Source organism: Paenibacillus salivarius (genome assembly GCF_051307165.1).
Classification (GTDB): Bacteria; Bacillota; Bacilli; order Paenibacillales; family Paenibacillaceae; genus Fontibacillus.
The window spans coordinates 3,514,167-3,530,630 of the sequence record NZ_CP195592.1; the positions used below are offsets into that span (position 1 = coordinate 3,514,167).

Annotated in this window: 11 protein-coding genes; 6 read left to right on the plus strand and 5 right to left on the minus strand. The window is 50.0% G+C overall.

The genetic code is table 11. The features are described from left to right. The first annotated feature begins 68 nt into the window (after window positions 1-68). Entirely contained in the window at window positions 69-1,121 is a 1,053-nt protein-coding gene (locus ACSFXJ_RS16060) for a LacI family DNA-binding transcriptional regulator (RefSeq protein ID WP_435921338.1), read from the plus strand. Between the two features lie 129 nt (window positions 1,122-1,250). After that, window positions 1,251-3,692, plus strand: a complete 2,442-nt coding sequence (locus ACSFXJ_RS16065; protein ID WP_435921339.1) for a GH36-type glycosyl hydrolase domain-containing protein — start codon at window positions 1,251-1,253, stop codon at window positions 3,690-3,692. A 56-nt stretch (window positions 3,693-3,748) separates the two neighbouring features. On the opposite strand, the gene ACSFXJ_RS16070 is transcribed toward ACSFXJ_RS16065, so the two are convergent. After that, the gene (locus tag ACSFXJ_RS16070; protein ID WP_435921340.1) at window positions 3,749-5,224 is read right to left on the minus strand and encodes a DHA2 family efflux MFS transporter permease subunit; all 1,476 of its coding nucleotides are present in this window, start codon (window positions 5,222-5,224) and stop codon (window positions 3,749-3,751) included. 132 nt (window positions 5,225-5,356) lie between these two features. Between ACSFXJ_RS16070 and ACSFXJ_RS16075 the strand changes: the two genes are divergently transcribed. Then, a complete protein-coding gene (locus tag ACSFXJ_RS16075) occupies window positions 5,357-6,607 on the plus strand; it encodes a methyl-accepting chemotaxis protein (protein ID WP_435921341.1) in 1,251 nt (416 codons plus the stop codon). A gap of 47 nt (window positions 6,608-6,654) precedes the next feature. On the opposite strand, the gene ACSFXJ_RS16080 is transcribed toward ACSFXJ_RS16075, so the two are convergent. Continuing rightward, window positions 6,655-8,358 (minus strand): ABC transporter substrate-binding protein, encoded by a 1,704-nt coding sequence (locus tag ACSFXJ_RS16080; protein WP_435921342.1) that lies wholly within the window; start codon window positions 8,356-8,358, stop codon window positions 6,655-6,657. Window positions 8,359-8,512: 154 nt separating this feature from the next. Here ACSFXJ_RS16080 and ACSFXJ_RS16085 point away from each other — a divergent pair, with 154 nt between their 5' ends. After that, the gene (locus ACSFXJ_RS16085; protein WP_435921343.1) at window positions 8,513-9,376 is read left to right on the plus strand and encodes a helix-turn-helix domain-containing protein; all 864 of its coding nucleotides are present in this window, start codon (window positions 8,513-8,515) and stop codon (window positions 9,374-9,376) included. An 82-nt stretch (window positions 9,377-9,458) separates the two neighbouring features. Here the strand turns inward: ACSFXJ_RS16085 and ACSFXJ_RS16090 are convergent, their stop codons facing one another. Next, window positions 9,459-10,970 (minus strand): glycoside hydrolase family 43 protein, encoded by a 1,512-nt coding sequence (locus tag ACSFXJ_RS16090; protein WP_435921344.1) that lies wholly within the window; start codon window positions 10,968-10,970, stop codon window positions 9,459-9,461. A 225-nt stretch (window positions 10,971-11,195) separates the two neighbouring features. Here ACSFXJ_RS16090 and ACSFXJ_RS16095 point away from each other — a divergent pair, with 225 nt between their 5' ends. Both ACSFXJ_RS16095 and ACSFXJ_RS16100 read left to right on the plus strand, forming a co-directional pair. Beyond that, window positions 11,196-12,089, plus strand: a complete 894-nt coding sequence (locus ACSFXJ_RS16095; protein ID WP_435921345.1) for a sigma-70 family RNA polymerase sigma factor — start codon at window positions 11,196-11,198, stop codon at window positions 12,087-12,089. A 102-nt stretch (window positions 12,090-12,191) separates the two neighbouring features. Continuing rightward, window positions 12,192-12,647, plus strand: a complete 456-nt coding sequence (locus ACSFXJ_RS16100; RefSeq protein ID WP_435925784.1) for a carboxymuconolactone decarboxylase family protein — start codon at window positions 12,192-12,194, stop codon at window positions 12,645-12,647. Between the two features lie 47 nt (window positions 12,648-12,694). Here ACSFXJ_RS16100 and ACSFXJ_RS16105 read toward each other — a convergent pair whose 3' ends face one another. Together ACSFXJ_RS16105 and ACSFXJ_RS16110 are read right to left on the minus strand one after the other, a co-directional pair. Beyond that, window positions 12,695-13,324, minus strand: a complete 630-nt coding sequence (locus ACSFXJ_RS16105; RefSeq protein ID WP_435921346.1) for a GGDEF domain-containing protein — start codon at window positions 13,322-13,324, stop codon at window positions 12,695-12,697. A 29-nt stretch (window positions 13,325-13,353) separates the two neighbouring features. After that, entirely contained in the window at window positions 13,354-16,314 is a 2,961-nt protein-coding gene (locus tag ACSFXJ_RS16110) for a hybrid sensor histidine kinase/response regulator (protein WP_435921347.1), read from the minus strand. Window positions 16,315-16,464: the final 150 nt, after the last annotated feature.

Sequence of the window (16,464 nt, forward strand, 5' to 3'; positions counted from 1 at the left end):
TGATTTACCGGGCACCTTCAACTACAATAGAGGCATAAACGCGCGTTTACAAGAAAGTAGGGAACGACATGCGTAGCGAAGATATTGCCAAATTGGCCGGGGTTTCCCGCAGCACGGTATCCCGCGTCATCAACAATTATCCTAACGTTCCCGAAGCGACCAAGGCGAAGGTGCTCCGAGTCATCCAAGAGCATCACTACGAGCCCAACAGCTTCGCCCGGGCGCTGGCCGGCAAGCGGACCGACACGATCGGACTGTTCGCCATCAGTATGAACGAGAAGGAAGACGCGAGCCGCATATACCAGAACAGCTACTTTGCCCCGATCGTCGATATGGTTGTCGACACGGCCAACGCCCGCGGATTCTATTGTCTGATTCATACCGTATATTCACCGGGTGATTTTCAGAAAATCAAACAGGCGTTTCAACAGAAACGCATCGACGGAGGCATCCTTGTCGGCACTCAGAAAGATATCGAGCTGGTGAGAGAACTCGTCAGCCAGGAGGCGCCGCTCGTCCTTGTTGACTATGATATTTCTGAAATCATGTCCGAACGGCTGAACAAAAATCATCTGGCGGTCATCAACTCGATGGATTACGAGGGAACGGCGGAAGCGATCGAATACTTGATCGGGCTGGGCCACAAAGAGATCGGCATCATCAAGGGAAGAATGAACACTTTCTCGGGTCGCGAGCGGTTTATGGCGTTCGAGAACACGCTGAAGAAGCATGGACTGCCCTTGGTGGAGGATTTTATCCTCGAAGGCGACTTTCTGAAGGAAACCGCCTATCTGGAAGCCCGGAGATTGGCCGTCAGCGGCCGTTTACCGACCGCCCTGTTCAGTTCCAATGACGATATGGCCATTGCGGCCATGGAAGCGTTTGCCGAACTTGGAGTCAGCGTTCCCGACCAGATTTCGCTCGTCGGCTTCGACGATGTGGAGCTGGCTTCCAGAATCCATCCCAAGCTAACGAGTGTGAAGCTGCCGATCGGCGATATGGCCAAAGCGGCTGTTGAGAAGGTCATCGGCTTGTGCAATGCCGACGAACCGACCTTCAGCACGGTCAGTTTTCCCTCCCGGCTCGTGGTTCGGGATTCCTGCAAACCGGCCGGATCGTAAGGAAGTGCTGCCCGCTGCTTGGATAAGCAGCATGCGCCTCTCCCCCATTCCCTTGAACGGGACGGGACGAGGCGGTATCTTTTCTCGATAATAAACGCGCGTTCACAACCGAAAGGAGAGAATTTATTCATGAAATTCGGACATTTTGACGACGTTCGCAAAGAATATGTCATTAATACTCCAAAAACCCCTTACCCGTGGATCAACTATCTCGGCAATGAACAATTTTTCGGACTTATTTCCAATACGGCCGGTGGCTATACGTTTTACCGCGACGCGCGCTTGCGCCGTCTGACACGTTACCGGTACAACAATATCCCGCTGGATACGGGCGGACGTTATTACTACCTTCGCGATCACAGCAATGATGACTTCTGGACGCCGGGATGGATGCCGGTTAAACGCGACCTTGATTTTTACGAGTGCCGCCACGGCCTCGGCTATACTTCGATTACCGGTGAGCGCGGCGGCATTTCCGTCAACCAGCTCGCTTTCATTCCGCTCGGCTACAACGGCGAGGTACATCGCCTGACCGTGAAAAACACCGGCTCCGAGAACAAAACGGTATCCCTATTCTCCTTTGCCGAGTTCTGTCTCTGGAATGCCCAGGACGACATGACGAACTTCCAGCGTAACCTGAGCACCGGCGAAGTGGAAGTCAAAGATTCGGTCATCTATCACAAAACGGAATATCGCGAGCGCAGAAATCACTATGCTTTCTACTCCGTAAACCGTAACATCGACGGTTTCGATACCGACCGCGAGTCGTTCGTCGGCTTGTATAACGGTCTTCATGAGCCACAGGCCGTCGTTCAAGGCAAAGCGAACAACTCCGTGGCCAGCGGCTGGTCCCCGATCGGCTCCCATGAAGTGAAGCTGACGCTTGCCCCGGGCGAAGAGCAAAGCCTGATTTTCATCCTCGGATATGTTGAAGTTCCTGAAGAGGAAAAATGGGAAGCTCCTAGCGTGATCAACAAGAAGCCGGCTCTGGCGATGATCGAAAAATTCGCGACCGACGCCGATGTGGACCGCGCTTTGGCCGAACTCGCCACTTATTGGGACGGTTTGCTGTCCAAGTATCAAATCAACAGCGGCGACGACAAACTGAACCGGATGGTCAACATCTGGAACCCGTATCAATGTATGGTTACGTTCAACATGTCCCGTTCCGCTTCCTATTTCGAGTCCGGCATCGGCCGCGGCATGGGCTTCCGGGATTCCAACCAGGATTTGCTCGGCTTCGTGCATCAAATTCCTGAACGCGCAAGAGAGCGGATTCTCGATATCGCCGCTACGCAGTTTGAAGACGGCAGCGCATATCACCAATATCAACCGCTCACCAAGAAAGGCAACAACGAAGTCGGCAGCGGATTTAACGACGATCCGTTGTGGCTCATTCTCGGCACCGCCGCTTACATTAAAGAAACCGGCGATGTAAGCATTTTGGACGAACAAGTTCCGTTCGACAGCAACCCGGACAACACGGCAACCCTGTTCGAGCACCTGAAACGTTCCTACTATCATGTCATCCATAACCTCGGGCCTCACGGTTTGCCGCTGATCGGCCGTGCCGACTGGAACGACTGCCTCAACCTGAACTGCTTCTCCAAGGAGCCAGGCGAATCGTTCCAAACGACCGAAAACATCGCAGGCGGTACCGCGGAATCCGTCTTTATCGCAGGTTTGTTCGTTTATGTTAGCCCGGACTTCGAAGAAATTTGCCGGATGCGCGGCCTTGATAACGAAGCGAAGGAAGCGGCCGGACATGCGGAAAAAATGCGCGCCATCACGCTGGAACACGGCTTTGACGGCGACTGGTTCCTGCGCGCTTATGACCACTACGGCGAAAAAATCGGCAGCAAGGAAAACGAAGAAGGACAAATCTTCATCGAGCCGCAAGGCATTTGCGTTATGGCCGGCATCGGCGTAGAGGAAGGTTTGGCCGACAAGGCGATGACTTCAGTTAAGGATCGCCTGGATACGAAATACGGTATCGTGCTGCAGCAGCCTCCGTATTCCAAATACTATTTGAACCTGGGCGAAATCTCGACGTACCCTCCGGGTTACAAAGAGAATGCCGGTATTTTCTGCCACAACAACCCTTGGATCATGATCGCCGAAACGGTGCTCGGTCATGGGGACAGAGCTTTCGAAGTGTATTCGAAAATCGCTCCGGCTTACCTGGAAGATATCAGCGAAGTTCACCGGATGGAGCCATACGTGTACTCGCAAATGATCGCCGGTAAAGACGCAGTCCGCCACGGCGAAGCGAAAAACTCCTGGCTGACGGGTACGGCTGCTTGGAACTATGTGGCCATTACGCAAGCGATCCTCGGTATTCAAGCGGACTTCCGCGGCCTGAAGGTTGATCCTTGTATCCCGGCTGCATGGGACGAATACGAAATTACGCGCGTATTCCGCGGCGATACCTATGTTATCAAAATCAGCAACCCGAACCATGTGTCCAAAGGCGTGAAGAGCATGACTGTCGACGGTAAAGACGTCGAAGGCAATATCATCGCTCCGATCGGCGACGGCGGCGTACATCAAGTTGTCGTAACTCTCGGCTAATACACACATTCGTCAAACGGCCCCCTCGCTCTAACTGCGAAAGGGGCCGTTTTTAATTACTTTATTTGACCTTCTCTGTTAATCTTCACCTTTTTGATGAAGAACGAAAGAATAAACGCCAGGGCAGTGATCCAGGTCGCGATGACAAACGCATAATCAATCCCGTCGATCGTCGCTTCCTTTGTGATGTGGAGCATCATTTGGGCATTTTCCGGTGCTTTCGGATCGATTCCGGCCCCCATGACCATTTCGGTGATACGGTCCTTCGTACGCGTTGACATGACCGAAACAAGCAAGGCTGTTCCGAGCGCTCCGGCTATCGTCCGAAGCGTGTTGGACATGGCCGTGCCGTGGGCGTTGAGTCTGGCGGGGAGCTGATTCAGCCCGGCTGTTTGAATCGGCATCATGAGCATGGACATCCCGAACATCCGGACCGTATAGATGATGATCAGATGCGTGTACGAGGTGCTGTCCGACAAATTGCTGAATTCCCATGTCGTTACGATCGTAATCGCCAGACCGACTATAGCCAGCCATTTTGCACCGATACGGTCGAAGATGAATCCGGTTATCGGCGACATGATCCCCATGAGAATCGCTCCGGGCATAAGCAGCAATCCGGAGTCCATCGGCGAGAAGCCGCGGATGGTCTGCAAATAGATCGGCAGCAGAATCATGGCTGCGTACATCGCCATCGTAACCACGACATTGATCACCGTTGTCAGGGAATACATATTATACCGGAACACCCTGAATTCCAGCATCGGGTGCTTGCTTTTCAACTGCCGCCACAGAAACAGCACGAGCGCGACCGCTCCGATCACCAGGCTCGCCAGCACTTCGGTCGTCCCCCATCCTTCGCTTCCGGCTTCACTAAAGCCGTACAGGATTCCTCCGAAACCGAGGGTCGATAAAATGATCGACGCGATATCCAGTTTCGGCCGCGAAACATCAAGAACGTTTTTCATGAAAATGAAGCCAAGGATGATCGAGATAATGCCGAACGGCAGGATGATCCAGAACAAGGCGTTCCATGGGTGGTGCTCAACGATCCATCCCGAAAGCGTCGGACCTACAGCCGGAGCAAAAACCATGGCGATCCCCATCGTTCCCATCGCTTGCCCGCGTTTTTCAATCGGGAATATGGTCAAGAAAATAACGGACATGAGCGGCATCAATACGCCAGCTCCGCAGGCTTGAATCAACCGACCGATCAGCACCATGGAAAAATTCGAACCGATTCCGCAAACCAAGGTCCCGACGGAGAAAAGAATCATCGAGGAAATGAACAGCTGCCTTGTCGAGAACCGTTCTACCAAAAAGGCACTGACCGGAATCAGTACCCCGTTGACCAGCATAAATCCGGTCGTTAGCCATTGTATGGTCGTGGTGCTCACATTCAGGTCTTTCATCATGCTCGGCAGCGCCACATTCATCAGCGTCTGATTCAGGGTGGCTACAAACGCCCCGATGAGAAGCGCCGTTACGATCGGCCATCTTTTAAAAGTGTCGTTGGTTTGTGTGTTATTCATGGCTTTAATATCAACCACCGCAAGGATGGTTATGCATCATTAATTTCTCATCATTTAGTCCTACCCCAATTTCCAATCAAATGGTATACTGATGGTAGATATATCCTACTACTTAAGGAGTGAGTGATACATATGTCATGGTTCAACGGACTTCCCCTTTCCAAGAAGATTTCGGCCGCTTGTTATCTCGTTGCCTCTCTGTTTGCTATTCCGGGCCTTATCGTATTCGCTCTGGTCGGCAAACTTCTTGCGGGAGCCATTCTTATCGTTGTTTTGGCAGCGCTTACGTATCCGCTTACCCGCTATCTGCAAAATGCGCTCACCTCGTCATTTAATGACATTTCCAACGCTTCCGTGAAAATCGCCAAAGGCGACTTCACCGCGCGCATTATGGAATCCGGTGGTCTGGAGGATCTGAACCGCTCCTTTAACAGCATGGTTGACAAGCTTCGCAAAATATTGCAGGAGACCTCCGAAATTACCCGCAAGGTTATGGATTCCAGCCGTTCCATATCCGAACGGAACCAGGAGCTCATCAGCGTCATGACTCAAGTAACCCATTCTTCCAACGAGCTTGCGCTCGGGGCCAATGAAATTTCCGAAGAAGTGGGAAGCATGAAGGACTCCATCGGCGAAATCGAACTCAAAGTAAGCAATTATACGGATTCCACGCACGAAATGAAGAGCCGCTCCGGAGAGATGTTGAAGCTGGTGGAACAAGGACGCGATTCCGTATCCATGCAAGCTGACGGAATGCGCCGGAATATCGAAGCGACCTCCAAAGTGGCGGAATCGATCGACGCGCTTGCCAAAAACGCCCGGGGAATTACCAAAATTACGGCTACGATCTCGGAAATCGCCGAACAAACCAATTTGCTGTCCCTCAACGCTTCGATCGAAGCGGCCCGTGCCGGCGAGCATGGCGCAGGCTTTGCCGTCGTTGCCCATGAGGTCCGCAAATTGGCCGAGGAAGCAACGACCTCTACCAAGGAAGTGTTTAACCTTGTCCGCAGCATCGAGCAGGACGTCAAGCTTGCCGGAACAAATATCAAGATCAATGAAGACGTCGTCCGCCAACAAAATGAAATGATTCGCGAGACGGAGCAAATTTTCTCGGAAATCGTTCAGAGCGTGCAGTATATTACGGAGCAAATCGCCGCCTTCTCCAAAGAAAGCGAATCGATGCTGGAAAGCGCGCATCATATTTCCTCCGCGATTCAGAACATCTCGGCGATTACGCAACAGTCCGCGGCCGGTACGGAGCAAGTATCCGCCTCGATGAACGAGCAAATTACCTCGATCCAGGCGATGGCCGACGAGGCGGAAGCGATGAAAAACGCGGTGTTCCAGCTTCAAAAGACGATTCAAATTTTCAAATTTTAAGTCAAATGAACCTTGCCCATCGAGAACGGGGCAAGGTTCATTTTAATTTATTGAATCTCCTTTCCGGTGAAAAGAGAGACTCTTTCTTTCACAAGCTCCGTATATTCTTTCTCCATCTTCTCGGCTCCCGCTTTATTAAGCTCGGCAATAAATTCATCGTAGATTCGGTCGAATTCACCCGGTTTGGCCAAAACCGCTTCCGGAATTTTTTTGTAGACAATGTCCTGCGTTTTTTGATAGATGACTTGATAATCTCCGTCCGTCGGAACTTGCATGTTGTACAAAGCGCCCCATTCTTTGACGGGAAGTTCCTTTTCGCTTGGGAACAGATCCTTCCAAGTCGTCGCACCGTATGCCGCTAAAGCCTCTTTTTCGGCCTCGGAATAACTGGATACAATTTGATCTGGGAAGTTCGTCGTGTAATAATTGTCGGTCGAATCTTTGACTCCATCCCCGTAGCGAACCCCGAAAATCGAATACAATCCGATACCGGTCTCTTTGGAGAAATTCGTCGCATCGTTCACCTTCCGGTCAAGCACATCCGTAGGAATCACGCGCTTGCCATCCTCGATGTTGTAATGTTTTCCCTCAAGCCCCCAGTTTCTCAGTATTTGTCCTTCCTCGGAGGAGAGCCAATCCAAAAATTGAATGGCGCGCACCGGATCCTTGCAAGCGGTCGTAATGCTGATACCGTACCCATCGACGCCGATGGATTGCATAGCATGAACCTTATATTGCTCGTTCATCGTCACGGGGAAATGCCCGTAGGTGTAATCGTCTTTACCTGCCGTTTTCAGAGCGTTCTCTGCATCCTGGTATTCCCACTCTACCGAAGTGAGGCCGAGTACGCGGCCGCTGGCGATTTTCGCTTTGTATTGGTCTTCCTTTTGCACGAAGGAGTCCTTGTCAAGCAAACCCTCATTGTACATATGGTTCAACCAACGGAAATAATCTCTTTCTTCCGGACGTTTGTAGTGAAGCATAGCTTCATAAGTATCCGGGTTTACGTAATATTCGCCATCCCCCGGTGCTCCTGTCGTGTTGACGGCCTGATTTGTAACCGTTATCAACATTTTCCAGCTGTCCGCATTTAGCGTGAGCGGAATGGTCGGATTCCCATCTGTTGTCGGATGTTTAGCCACATATTGTTTGAGTACGTTTTCAAAATCCTGCACGGTTTTGATTTGCGGATATCCAAGCTCTTTCAATACGCGGAGCTGGACCTGGAATCCGCTGGTCGCATCGAAAACCTGCTCATCCACTCCGACATTCGTCGGAATCGAATAGATGGCCGGATCGTCATTGCTGTATTTCATTCGGTTCATGTTCTTTTCCATGACCTTCTTAATATTCGGAGCATGTTTATCGATCAGATCCGTCAAATCGATAATCGCGCCGGCATCAACCAGTTTGCCGAGCTCGCCCTTGGCATAAATCAGGTCGGGATAATCCCCGCTCGCAGCCATCAAGGCGATTTTGCTCTGTCCGCCGCCGCTTCCGACATCGTATTCGGCTTCAAGCGTAACGCCGGTTTTTGCGGTAATTTGTTTTCCGACGTCATCTTGCATTTTGTTCCAGTTTGGACTGGCATCGGCACCGAAAAATGAAAACGTGATCGGGCTTGTGGGATCCCCGCCAGATTCATCCTTACCGCCTGCCGTACCGTTACCTGAACTTCCGCATCCCGCCGTGATCAGCAGCAAGCTTGCAAGAAGCAAGATTCCAAGCTTTTTTCTTTTCTCGCGAATCATCAAATATCTCCCCCTAACAAGTTAAAAAGAATTAAAAACCATATTGTTTCCGCCTTTTACATTTAAAGTTTATCTCGCAGGTTAAAATCAAACCTTGATTTTTGAGTCATTCAATAGCACGATATAGACATAAAAACGTAAATTGGGAGACCCTATGAATAACGTATATTTGAACTGGTTTACATCGGATGAACAATTCCCGTTTTATATTCAGTACGGAGGTCACGAAGAAGATACTTCCCATCATCGGCATGCGGACTTCTCCGAGCTGGTCATCGTGCTGAACGGCCATGCTACCCATGTCGTCAATAGCGAGGAATCCTTTATCAAGAAAGGGAATGCATTCGTCATCAACGGCAGGACCGCGCATTCTTACAAAGACCCGCATGATTTCAAAATTTGCAATATTATGTTTAAATCCGAGATGCTTAAATCGGCCGGGCAGGATCTCAGAATATCCAATGGGTTTCAAGCCCTGTTCATCCTGGAACCGTTCTATCGAAATATCCACGCATACAAGAGCAAGCTGAACATGTCGATTTCAAGCCTGGAATATGTGTCCTCGCTCGTTTCCGTGATGATCGAAGAGTATCAAAATAAACTTCAAGGCTATCAGACCATGCTCGCTTCGCGATTTATGGAGTTGGTCGTCTATTTATCCAGACAATACGACAACCAGGAGAAAGGCGTGGATAACAGCCTGATGCATCTTGCCAACGCGATCTCCTATATCGAAGAGCACTATCTGGAACCCGTATCCCTGGACACGATCGCATCCAAATCGGGCATTTCGGTCAGACATTTAAACCGTATTTTTCAAGCCTATTATCAAACGACTCCCATTGCGTATTTACAGCGCCTTCGGGCGGAAAGGGCATGTACGCTGCTGAAGCGGACCACACTTCCGGTTACTCAAATTTCGTTCGAGTGCGGGTTTAACGACAGCAATTATTTTGCACGGTTATTCAAAAAGCTCTATGGAGTATCGCCGAAATCATACCGAAAGCAGCATTCGTGAGCCAAAAAAGGCAGCAGGCTCAAACGAGCCGCTGCCGGTTTCAAAAAATGCCCTTCTCCACACGCTTGGCGAAAATTGAAGTTCAATCCGTAACCAAATAATCGAACCAATCGAACTGAGCGGGTGCGGAAGATCCCTTATCGCAGGCGGAATACATCGCTACAATGACACCGGTAAACCCGCCGGAAACTTCCGTGGAGAGAAAATGAGATTCGCCCCATCCCATTTCGACCCTCTCCGTGTCTTGCGTCCGTAATGAAAAAACGAATTTTTCCGGTCTTGCCTCTACTTTTAATAGAATCGGGCCAGCCGGGCATTCTCTCGCCTCTTCCGTTTTCATCGAGCCGACGGTTTTGCGGAATACCGCCATTTTGCGCCCATCGACGAGTTTAACGGCAAGATCGTAGTGAAATTTATCATTTTTAAAAACGCTGATTCCGGCTTCCTCCCCATTGGTTTGCGGTTCAAATTCCATCACCGTCTCGAGGTCGCAACGAAAATGGCAGAGGCGCCTGCCAACAAATGCGGGAGATCCGGTATCATCTAAGGTTGTTTCGTTTCCACGCAGCGTCAGATAACCGGGCCGTTCGTCCAAGGACCAGCTTCCCGGCTTGGGGTTCCGCAAAAAGATCCAATCCATGCCCAACCGGGAAAACTGAAAGTCGTCACGAATCGGCTTATCCGGCCAGCGAACCTCGGGCAAACTCGGTGCGTCCATCACCATTTCCATCCGCGTGTTTTGCCCCAGGATCGGCCAGCCGTCGTCCGTCCAGGTCACGGGCGCGAGGAAAACCTCCCGGCCAAGATGATGACCCATCGGATAGGAAACCGGGCGGATTCCCAAACAAACGGACCACCAGGTCCCATCCTGGATCTGTATGATATCCGCATGTCCTGTCGCGTGAATGAGGCTGCTTCTGCTTCGGTTCGAAAGAATCGGATTATAGGGACAAGATATAAAGGGACCATACGGATTTTCGCTTCGGGCAATGGTCACCATGTGCCCGTATTCGGTGCCGCCTTCGGCGATCATTAAATAATACAGGCCGTTTATTTTATATAAATGAGGGGCTTCGGGATGCGCACCGCCGGTTCCGCTCCAAATCAAGCGGCTTTCCGTCAGCATTTCGCCGTTGGCTATGTCGATTTCACATTGATATATGCCGTTTCCTTCCTCCCCGTCGCGAGCGGATTGAAAATAAACCCGCCCGTCGTCGTCGAATAACAGAGACGGGTCGATGCCGTTCTGCTTAACCAGAATCGGATCGGACCAAGGACCTTCCGGGTTTCGGGCTTTGACAAAAAAATTGCCGTTTGCGCTGACGTTCGTAGTGACCATATAAAACCATCCATTATGATAACGCAGCGTGGGCGCGTAGATTCCCCCGGAGCTCCAGCAGTTTTCAAGCGGCAATTGCCGCTCCGTCGTCAGGCAATGACCGATTTGCCGCCAATGAACAAGATCCTTGCTATGAAAAATGGGAACGCCCGGAAAATACTCGAATGTGCTGGTAACCAGATAATAATCGTCTTCCACCCGGCAAATGCTGGGATCGGGATAGAAACCTGAAATTACGGGATTGGTATACTGCAAAGAATACACTCCTATTCGAACGAATTTTCATATGTTATGTTTGCGTAAGCATATTCATCATTCTATACGGCTTTTCAAATACAAACCTTGATATTCAAGTCATTAATATAGCATGATTTAGACATTTACATTTCTTGGGCAGAGCTCGATTTCTTTTGGTATAGTAGATGATGGTACACACTCTAGTGATAGTGCTCATGCAATCCTGAGGAGGTTTCTTGCCTAATGAACCGTTTGGAGCAATTTTACCTGGATCATCGTACTTCCTTGACGGCGATGGCCTACAAGCTGACGGGGTCCTGGGCCGAGGCGGAGGATATCGTTCAGGAGACGTTCCTTACTCTGTTCGAAAAGGACACCGCTCTGGAACGCGTGGATCATCCTGCGGCTTATTTCAGGCGGGCCGTCGTCAACCGCAGTTTGAACGCCCTGCAATCCCCGAGAATGTCCCGGGAAACATATACGGGCACCTGGCTCCCCGAGCCTGTTTTTGAGCCGTCATCGCCTTCTAAGGAAGAGGACCCGCTGTTGCGGGAAGAACAGATCTCCTATGCGTTTATGGTCATGCTCGAAAAGCTTTCTCCCGAGGAGAGGACCGTCTTCGTGCTTCGGGAATCGTTCGCCATGGACTACTCGGAAATCGCCGAGATTCTGGGTAAAAACGAGGTAGCTTGCCGGAAACTGCTCAGCCGTGCCCGGCAAAAAGTCGGGGCATCCGATGAAGTTAAATCGTCGAAGGTTCCTGCCGTGTCCGACTGGGTTCAGGCGTTTATTAAAGCTTCGAGAAACGGAAACTTCAGTTCCCTCTTTGGAATGATCCGCGAGGATGCGGTGATGTGGTCGGATGGCGGAGGAAAAGTGCGGTCGGCGATATTTCCGATCTTGTCCAGGGAGCGGATTATCGCTTTTTGGAACGGCATTTCCCGCAAGGGCTCGTTGCAGGGTGAATGGATACCGATGCTCATGAACGGCGAGCCCGGTATTATGTTATATCGCGACGGGGTTCCCGTAAAAGCGGTTATGGCGGAATGCCGCAACAACGGGGAAATCAGTAAACTTTACCTGATTACCAATCCGGACAAACTCGCAAACGCCCCGGCCTTTTCTTCCGTAAAATAAATTTTTCGTTTTTTTTGATTTTCCGGTCACAAATCCCGTTCCTTCATTGTCTAATTTGTGATGAAACAAAATCATCCGAATTTCATGGTGGAGGGATTAATGATGAACGTCAGAATGAATCATTATACGGCTAACCCGGAAGTATACCGGGCGATGAGCCAAATGGAAAACCGCGTCAAGGAGAGCGGGCTGGACCGGATCACGTACGAACTAATTAAGATCCGGGCCTCGCAAATTAACGGCTGCTCGTTTTGCCTGGATATGCACGTCAAGGAACTGCGCAAGCTGGGGGAAACCGAGCAGAGAATCGCCCTAATCTCCGTCTGGAGGGAGTCCCCTTGTTATACGGACCAAGAAAAGGCGGTGCTGGAGCTGACGGAGGCCGTCACCCGGATCTCGGAGCGTGGCGTTCCCGAAGAGATCTTTAACCGTATCCGGACATTTTACAGTGAAAAGGAAACGGCCGATCTGATTTTTGCGATCAATGTCATCAACTGCTGGAACCGGATCGCGATTTCTACCGGAATGTTTCCGGGATGCTTCGATAAACAATCGTAATCAAAAGAGCCCGGGCATTGAATGCCCGGGCTCTTTTTGAAAAAGGATTATACGCTCTTCAATTTCTTCGCGCCGCGGTTTGCGTAAACGCAATAGGCATTTTTCCCTAAACGTTTGGCATGGTACATCGCAATATCCGCTTCTTCCAGCATACGTGCAGGATCCACTTCTGATCCAATGCACATGCTGATCCCAATGCTGCCTGTTACGGAAATGTCCCGATCCTGAATATAATAAGGCTTGCTGATCTTATTTAGAATCAATCCGGCCATAATTTCGACTTGATTCGGGTCGCAATTTTTCATAATGAACAGGAATTCGTCTCCTCCCATCCGGAAGGCAAGCTGGTTTTTGTTCGTGATCTGTTTCAGGTTCTGGCTCACTTCCCGCAGCAATTGGTCCCCCGCAGAATGACCGTAGGTATCGTTGATTTCTTTAAAATAATCCAAGTCCAGACTGAGTAGCGCCAAATTTTCTTTTCCTTTGTAGTTTTTCCAAAAGTTATTAAAGCCGTTCCGGTTAAACAGGCCTGTGACAGGGTCGACATACGCCAATTCCCGGAGGGCATTTCTTTCGGCAATGAGGCTTCTGTAATGGATAATGACAACGAATGTGCCCACCACAACCATTCCGAGCAAAATATAAAATAAAAAAGGCAAAGGAATCGTCATTTTCATCACCAACCATGCTATTATCTTAAAGAAAATCACCCTGCTTCGTTTTTCGGAATAGAAAAGGACACCGTGGTTCCTTCGCCTTGGATGCTGTGAATGTGCAGTCCTTGGCCATAGATTTGCTTCAATCTCCGATCCGTGTTGATAAGACCGATGCCCCCCTCAGTATGGGTTAGCAACTGATCCAGCTTTTCTTTGGCGATGCCCATCCCGTTATCCTCAACGGAGAACGTCAGATGGTCGTCTTCATCCGTGACTCGGATCGTCACCGTTCCTCCGCTTGCTCGAGCCAATATCCCGTGTCGAACCGCATTCTCAACCAAGGTCTGAATCGAAAATGGAGGTATTTCCGCTTGCAACGATTCCGGTAATTCCCACTTGATATCGATTCGATCACCGAACCGTTCTTTCTTGATATAAAGGTAGGAACGGACAAGTTCCAATTCCTCCTCGAAAGGAACCACCTGCTGCAAATTTTTGAGGTGAAAGCTCATATGCAAATAATTGCCGAATTCATCAAGCAGCTTGGTCATCCGCAAAGGATCGGTATCGCTTAGGGAAGCGATGGAGTTCAACGTATTGAACAGGAAATGCGGCTGAATTTGGGCGTGCAGCCATGCAGCTTCCATCCGAAGCCGCTCTTTAACTGAATGCTTCAATTCGATTAACGAACCGACCCGGGCTCTTAGATCGACGGAATCCACGGGTTTGTTCACGTACTCGTTGGCTCCCGCCGCAAATCCGGCATGGATGTCCTCAGGCCGGCTTCTGGCCGTCAGCAGCAGGATCGGAAGCTCGGATATCGGGTACTTGTCCCGGATCATACGGGTCAATTCATAACCTGACATCAAAGGCATCATCACGTCTGCAATCACCAGGTCCCATTCGCCGTCATTCAATTTTTCCAACGCTTCTTTGCCGCTGGCAACCGGATGAATGTCGTATCCATCATTTGAAAGCAGGTTGCTCAAGATTTTTAAATTGACAGGATCATCATCTACCGTTAGGATTTTTGGTTTATAAGCTCTCCCCGGTATAGATTCACCACGATCCGTAAGAGCAGGCAATGGAGGCATCATTGCATCGTTCGGACGTACCGGTTCTCCGGATGCCGCAGTTTCTTCAAAAGAGCGATGGGAATGGAAGAAATGAGCGTTTGACGGTTCCTGCAAATCTTCTCCGAGCTGTAGCGTGAAGGTAAAGACGGAACCTTGGTCGGGGACGGAATCCACTTCCAGCGTTCCCCCATGAAGCTCAATCAATTGTTTGCAAATGTTTAGCCCCAACCCAAGGCCGCCGCCGGCCATCGCCCCCTGCTCTCCTTGTTCGTATCTCCGGAATATCCGCTGGCGGGTTTTCTCGTCCATCCCCATCCCCGAATCTTTGACTTGGATGACCGCCAAACTCCCCTCGGCGTATGCCTCAACGGAAATATAGCCTTGATTGGTATATTTGATCGCATTATGTACAAGATTGAACATAATTTGAACGAGGCGGTTTTCATCGGCCGTCACGGCCGGAAACTGCTCAGGGACCCGATTCATCAATTCGATCGATTTCCCCTCCGTCATGTAGCGGAGCATGTCAAACACCCCGGTAACGACGCCTTGAAGCTGCACATTTTGTTTGTTCAAGCGCATATTTCGCTCATGGAGCAAAGCTGCATCCAGCAAATCGTTCAGCAACAAGGACATCCTTTGCCCCACCGTTATGATAAGGCGCAAATTATCGCGGTTATTATCGCTCAGCTTGTCCGATTCACGATCCAACACGGTTTGCGCCATATTGATCATGCCGTGCAGCGGGTTTCTCAACTCGTGCGAGGTATTCGCCAAGAAATCGTCTTTCATTTTGTCGGCCGCACGAAGATCGTCCGCCAGTTTGGTCGCCTCAATGGAAGTTTGCATGAAACGGATAAACCAGTAACCCGCAAATCCAAGAAACGCAACGATAAGATCAACCGGATAATAAGGCATATCAGGCCAGAAACGGGCTTTTAGAAACCCTCCGACCACAATGTTAATCGTAAGCGCCATCGCCGACAAAAGTATGAAAAATGCGGCCTTTTCCCCTTTACGGAACACAATCAAGCTGATTCTGGAGATGATGAAGACGGAACCCAACAATACCGCCAACAGTAACTTCCGGGAAAATTGTACATATTCCATCGGCAATAGGATCGCCGTCAGGATGCTGATAGAGCAAAAAACAAGATAAATTCGGGTGGTCTTCTTCAATTCCCGGTGTCCTAACAGCGACTTCGTGCAAAGCATTAAAAATACGCCGACGCCCATATAAATCAAAATCCGGATTTTCGAAGCCCATTCGAAATTAAGCGGCAGCCAAGTCAAAAGGAGTCGATCATCTTCGGTGAGTACGGAAAGTGTAGCCACAAAAATTAATCCGGTAAAATAAATCAGACCCTTATTTCGGTATCCAAGGAAGAACAGGATTATCGCATATATCGCATGCAGAAGCATTACCACGCTAACGATAACTTGCATCGTCTCGGAGAAAAAATGTTCCTTCGACACGGCTTCCGCAGTCCCGAACAACATGGATTGATAAATTCCGCCAGTCCCCGGATAAGAAAAATTGGATACTTGAACGATAATTTCGAGTTCGTTGGCACCGGAATGAAAAAAGACGGTATATGGAATATTCTGCTCCGTATTTTCCTTTTTGATTTCGGAGGGGCTGCCCATTTGCTTCAGCATGTCCCCGTTGACGAAAATCCGTGACGAGGAGTAGGCACTGAGCATCCGAAGCCCGTAAAGCCGGTCGGTATCCGAAACCAGTACGCGCAGCCGGTAAGTGCCGTATCCAAACTCCGATTTCAGGTTGCCGTTCCACTTCCCCGGGACCTGAATCCACGTTTTGTTACTTTCCCATGAATCGTCAGGAACATTGGAATCCACGAGACGGCCGGGATAAAAAGCCCATTCTCCGTTCAAATGAATCGCCCGGTTATCGTTGAAGTTCCAGTCCCGCAAATCCAGAATCCCCTGCTGGATGGGTGGATGAGGCGGCGGAACCCGAAAATTAAACCAAAGCATGCGTAACCCGAGAAGCACAAGGAGAAACACGGTCAAAACAATAAACATTCTTTTTTTCGAAAACTTTTCCGACATTGCGTTAACAGA

Excerpts from the sequence above, each read along its gene's own strand:
- ACSFXJ_RS16060 (WP_435921338.1), top strand. The coding sequence starts at position 69 with ATGCGTAGCGAAGATATTGCCAAATTGGCCGGGGTTTCCCGCAGCACG.
- ACSFXJ_RS16065 (WP_435921339.1), top strand. The coding sequence starts at position 1,251 with ATGAAATTCGGACATTTTGACGACGTTCGCAAAGAATATGTCATTAAT.
- ACSFXJ_RS16070 (WP_435921340.1), bottom strand. The coding sequence starts at position 5,224 with ATGAATAACACACAAACCAACGACACTTTTAAAAGATGGCCGATCGTA.
- ACSFXJ_RS16075 (WP_435921341.1), top strand. The coding sequence starts at position 5,357 with ATGTCATGGTTCAACGGACTTCCCCTTTCCAAGAAGATTTCGGCCGCT.
- ACSFXJ_RS16080 (WP_435921342.1), bottom strand. The coding sequence starts at position 8,358 with ATGATTCGCGAGAAAAGAAAAAAGCTTGGAATCTTGCTTCTTGCAAGC.
- ACSFXJ_RS16085 (WP_435921343.1), top strand. The coding sequence starts at position 8,513 with ATGAATAACGTATATTTGAACTGGTTTACATCGGATGAACAATTCCCG.
- ACSFXJ_RS16095 (WP_435921345.1), top strand. The coding sequence starts at position 11,196 with ATGAACCGTTTGGAGCAATTTTACCTGGATCATCGTACTTCCTTGACG.
- ACSFXJ_RS16100 (WP_435925784.1), top strand. The coding sequence starts at position 12,192 with ATGAACGTCAGAATGAATCATTATACGGCTAACCCGGAAGTATACCGG.
- ACSFXJ_RS16105 (WP_435921346.1), bottom strand. The coding sequence starts at position 13,324 with ATGAAAATGACGATTCCTTTGCCTTTTTTATTTTATATTTTGCTCGGA.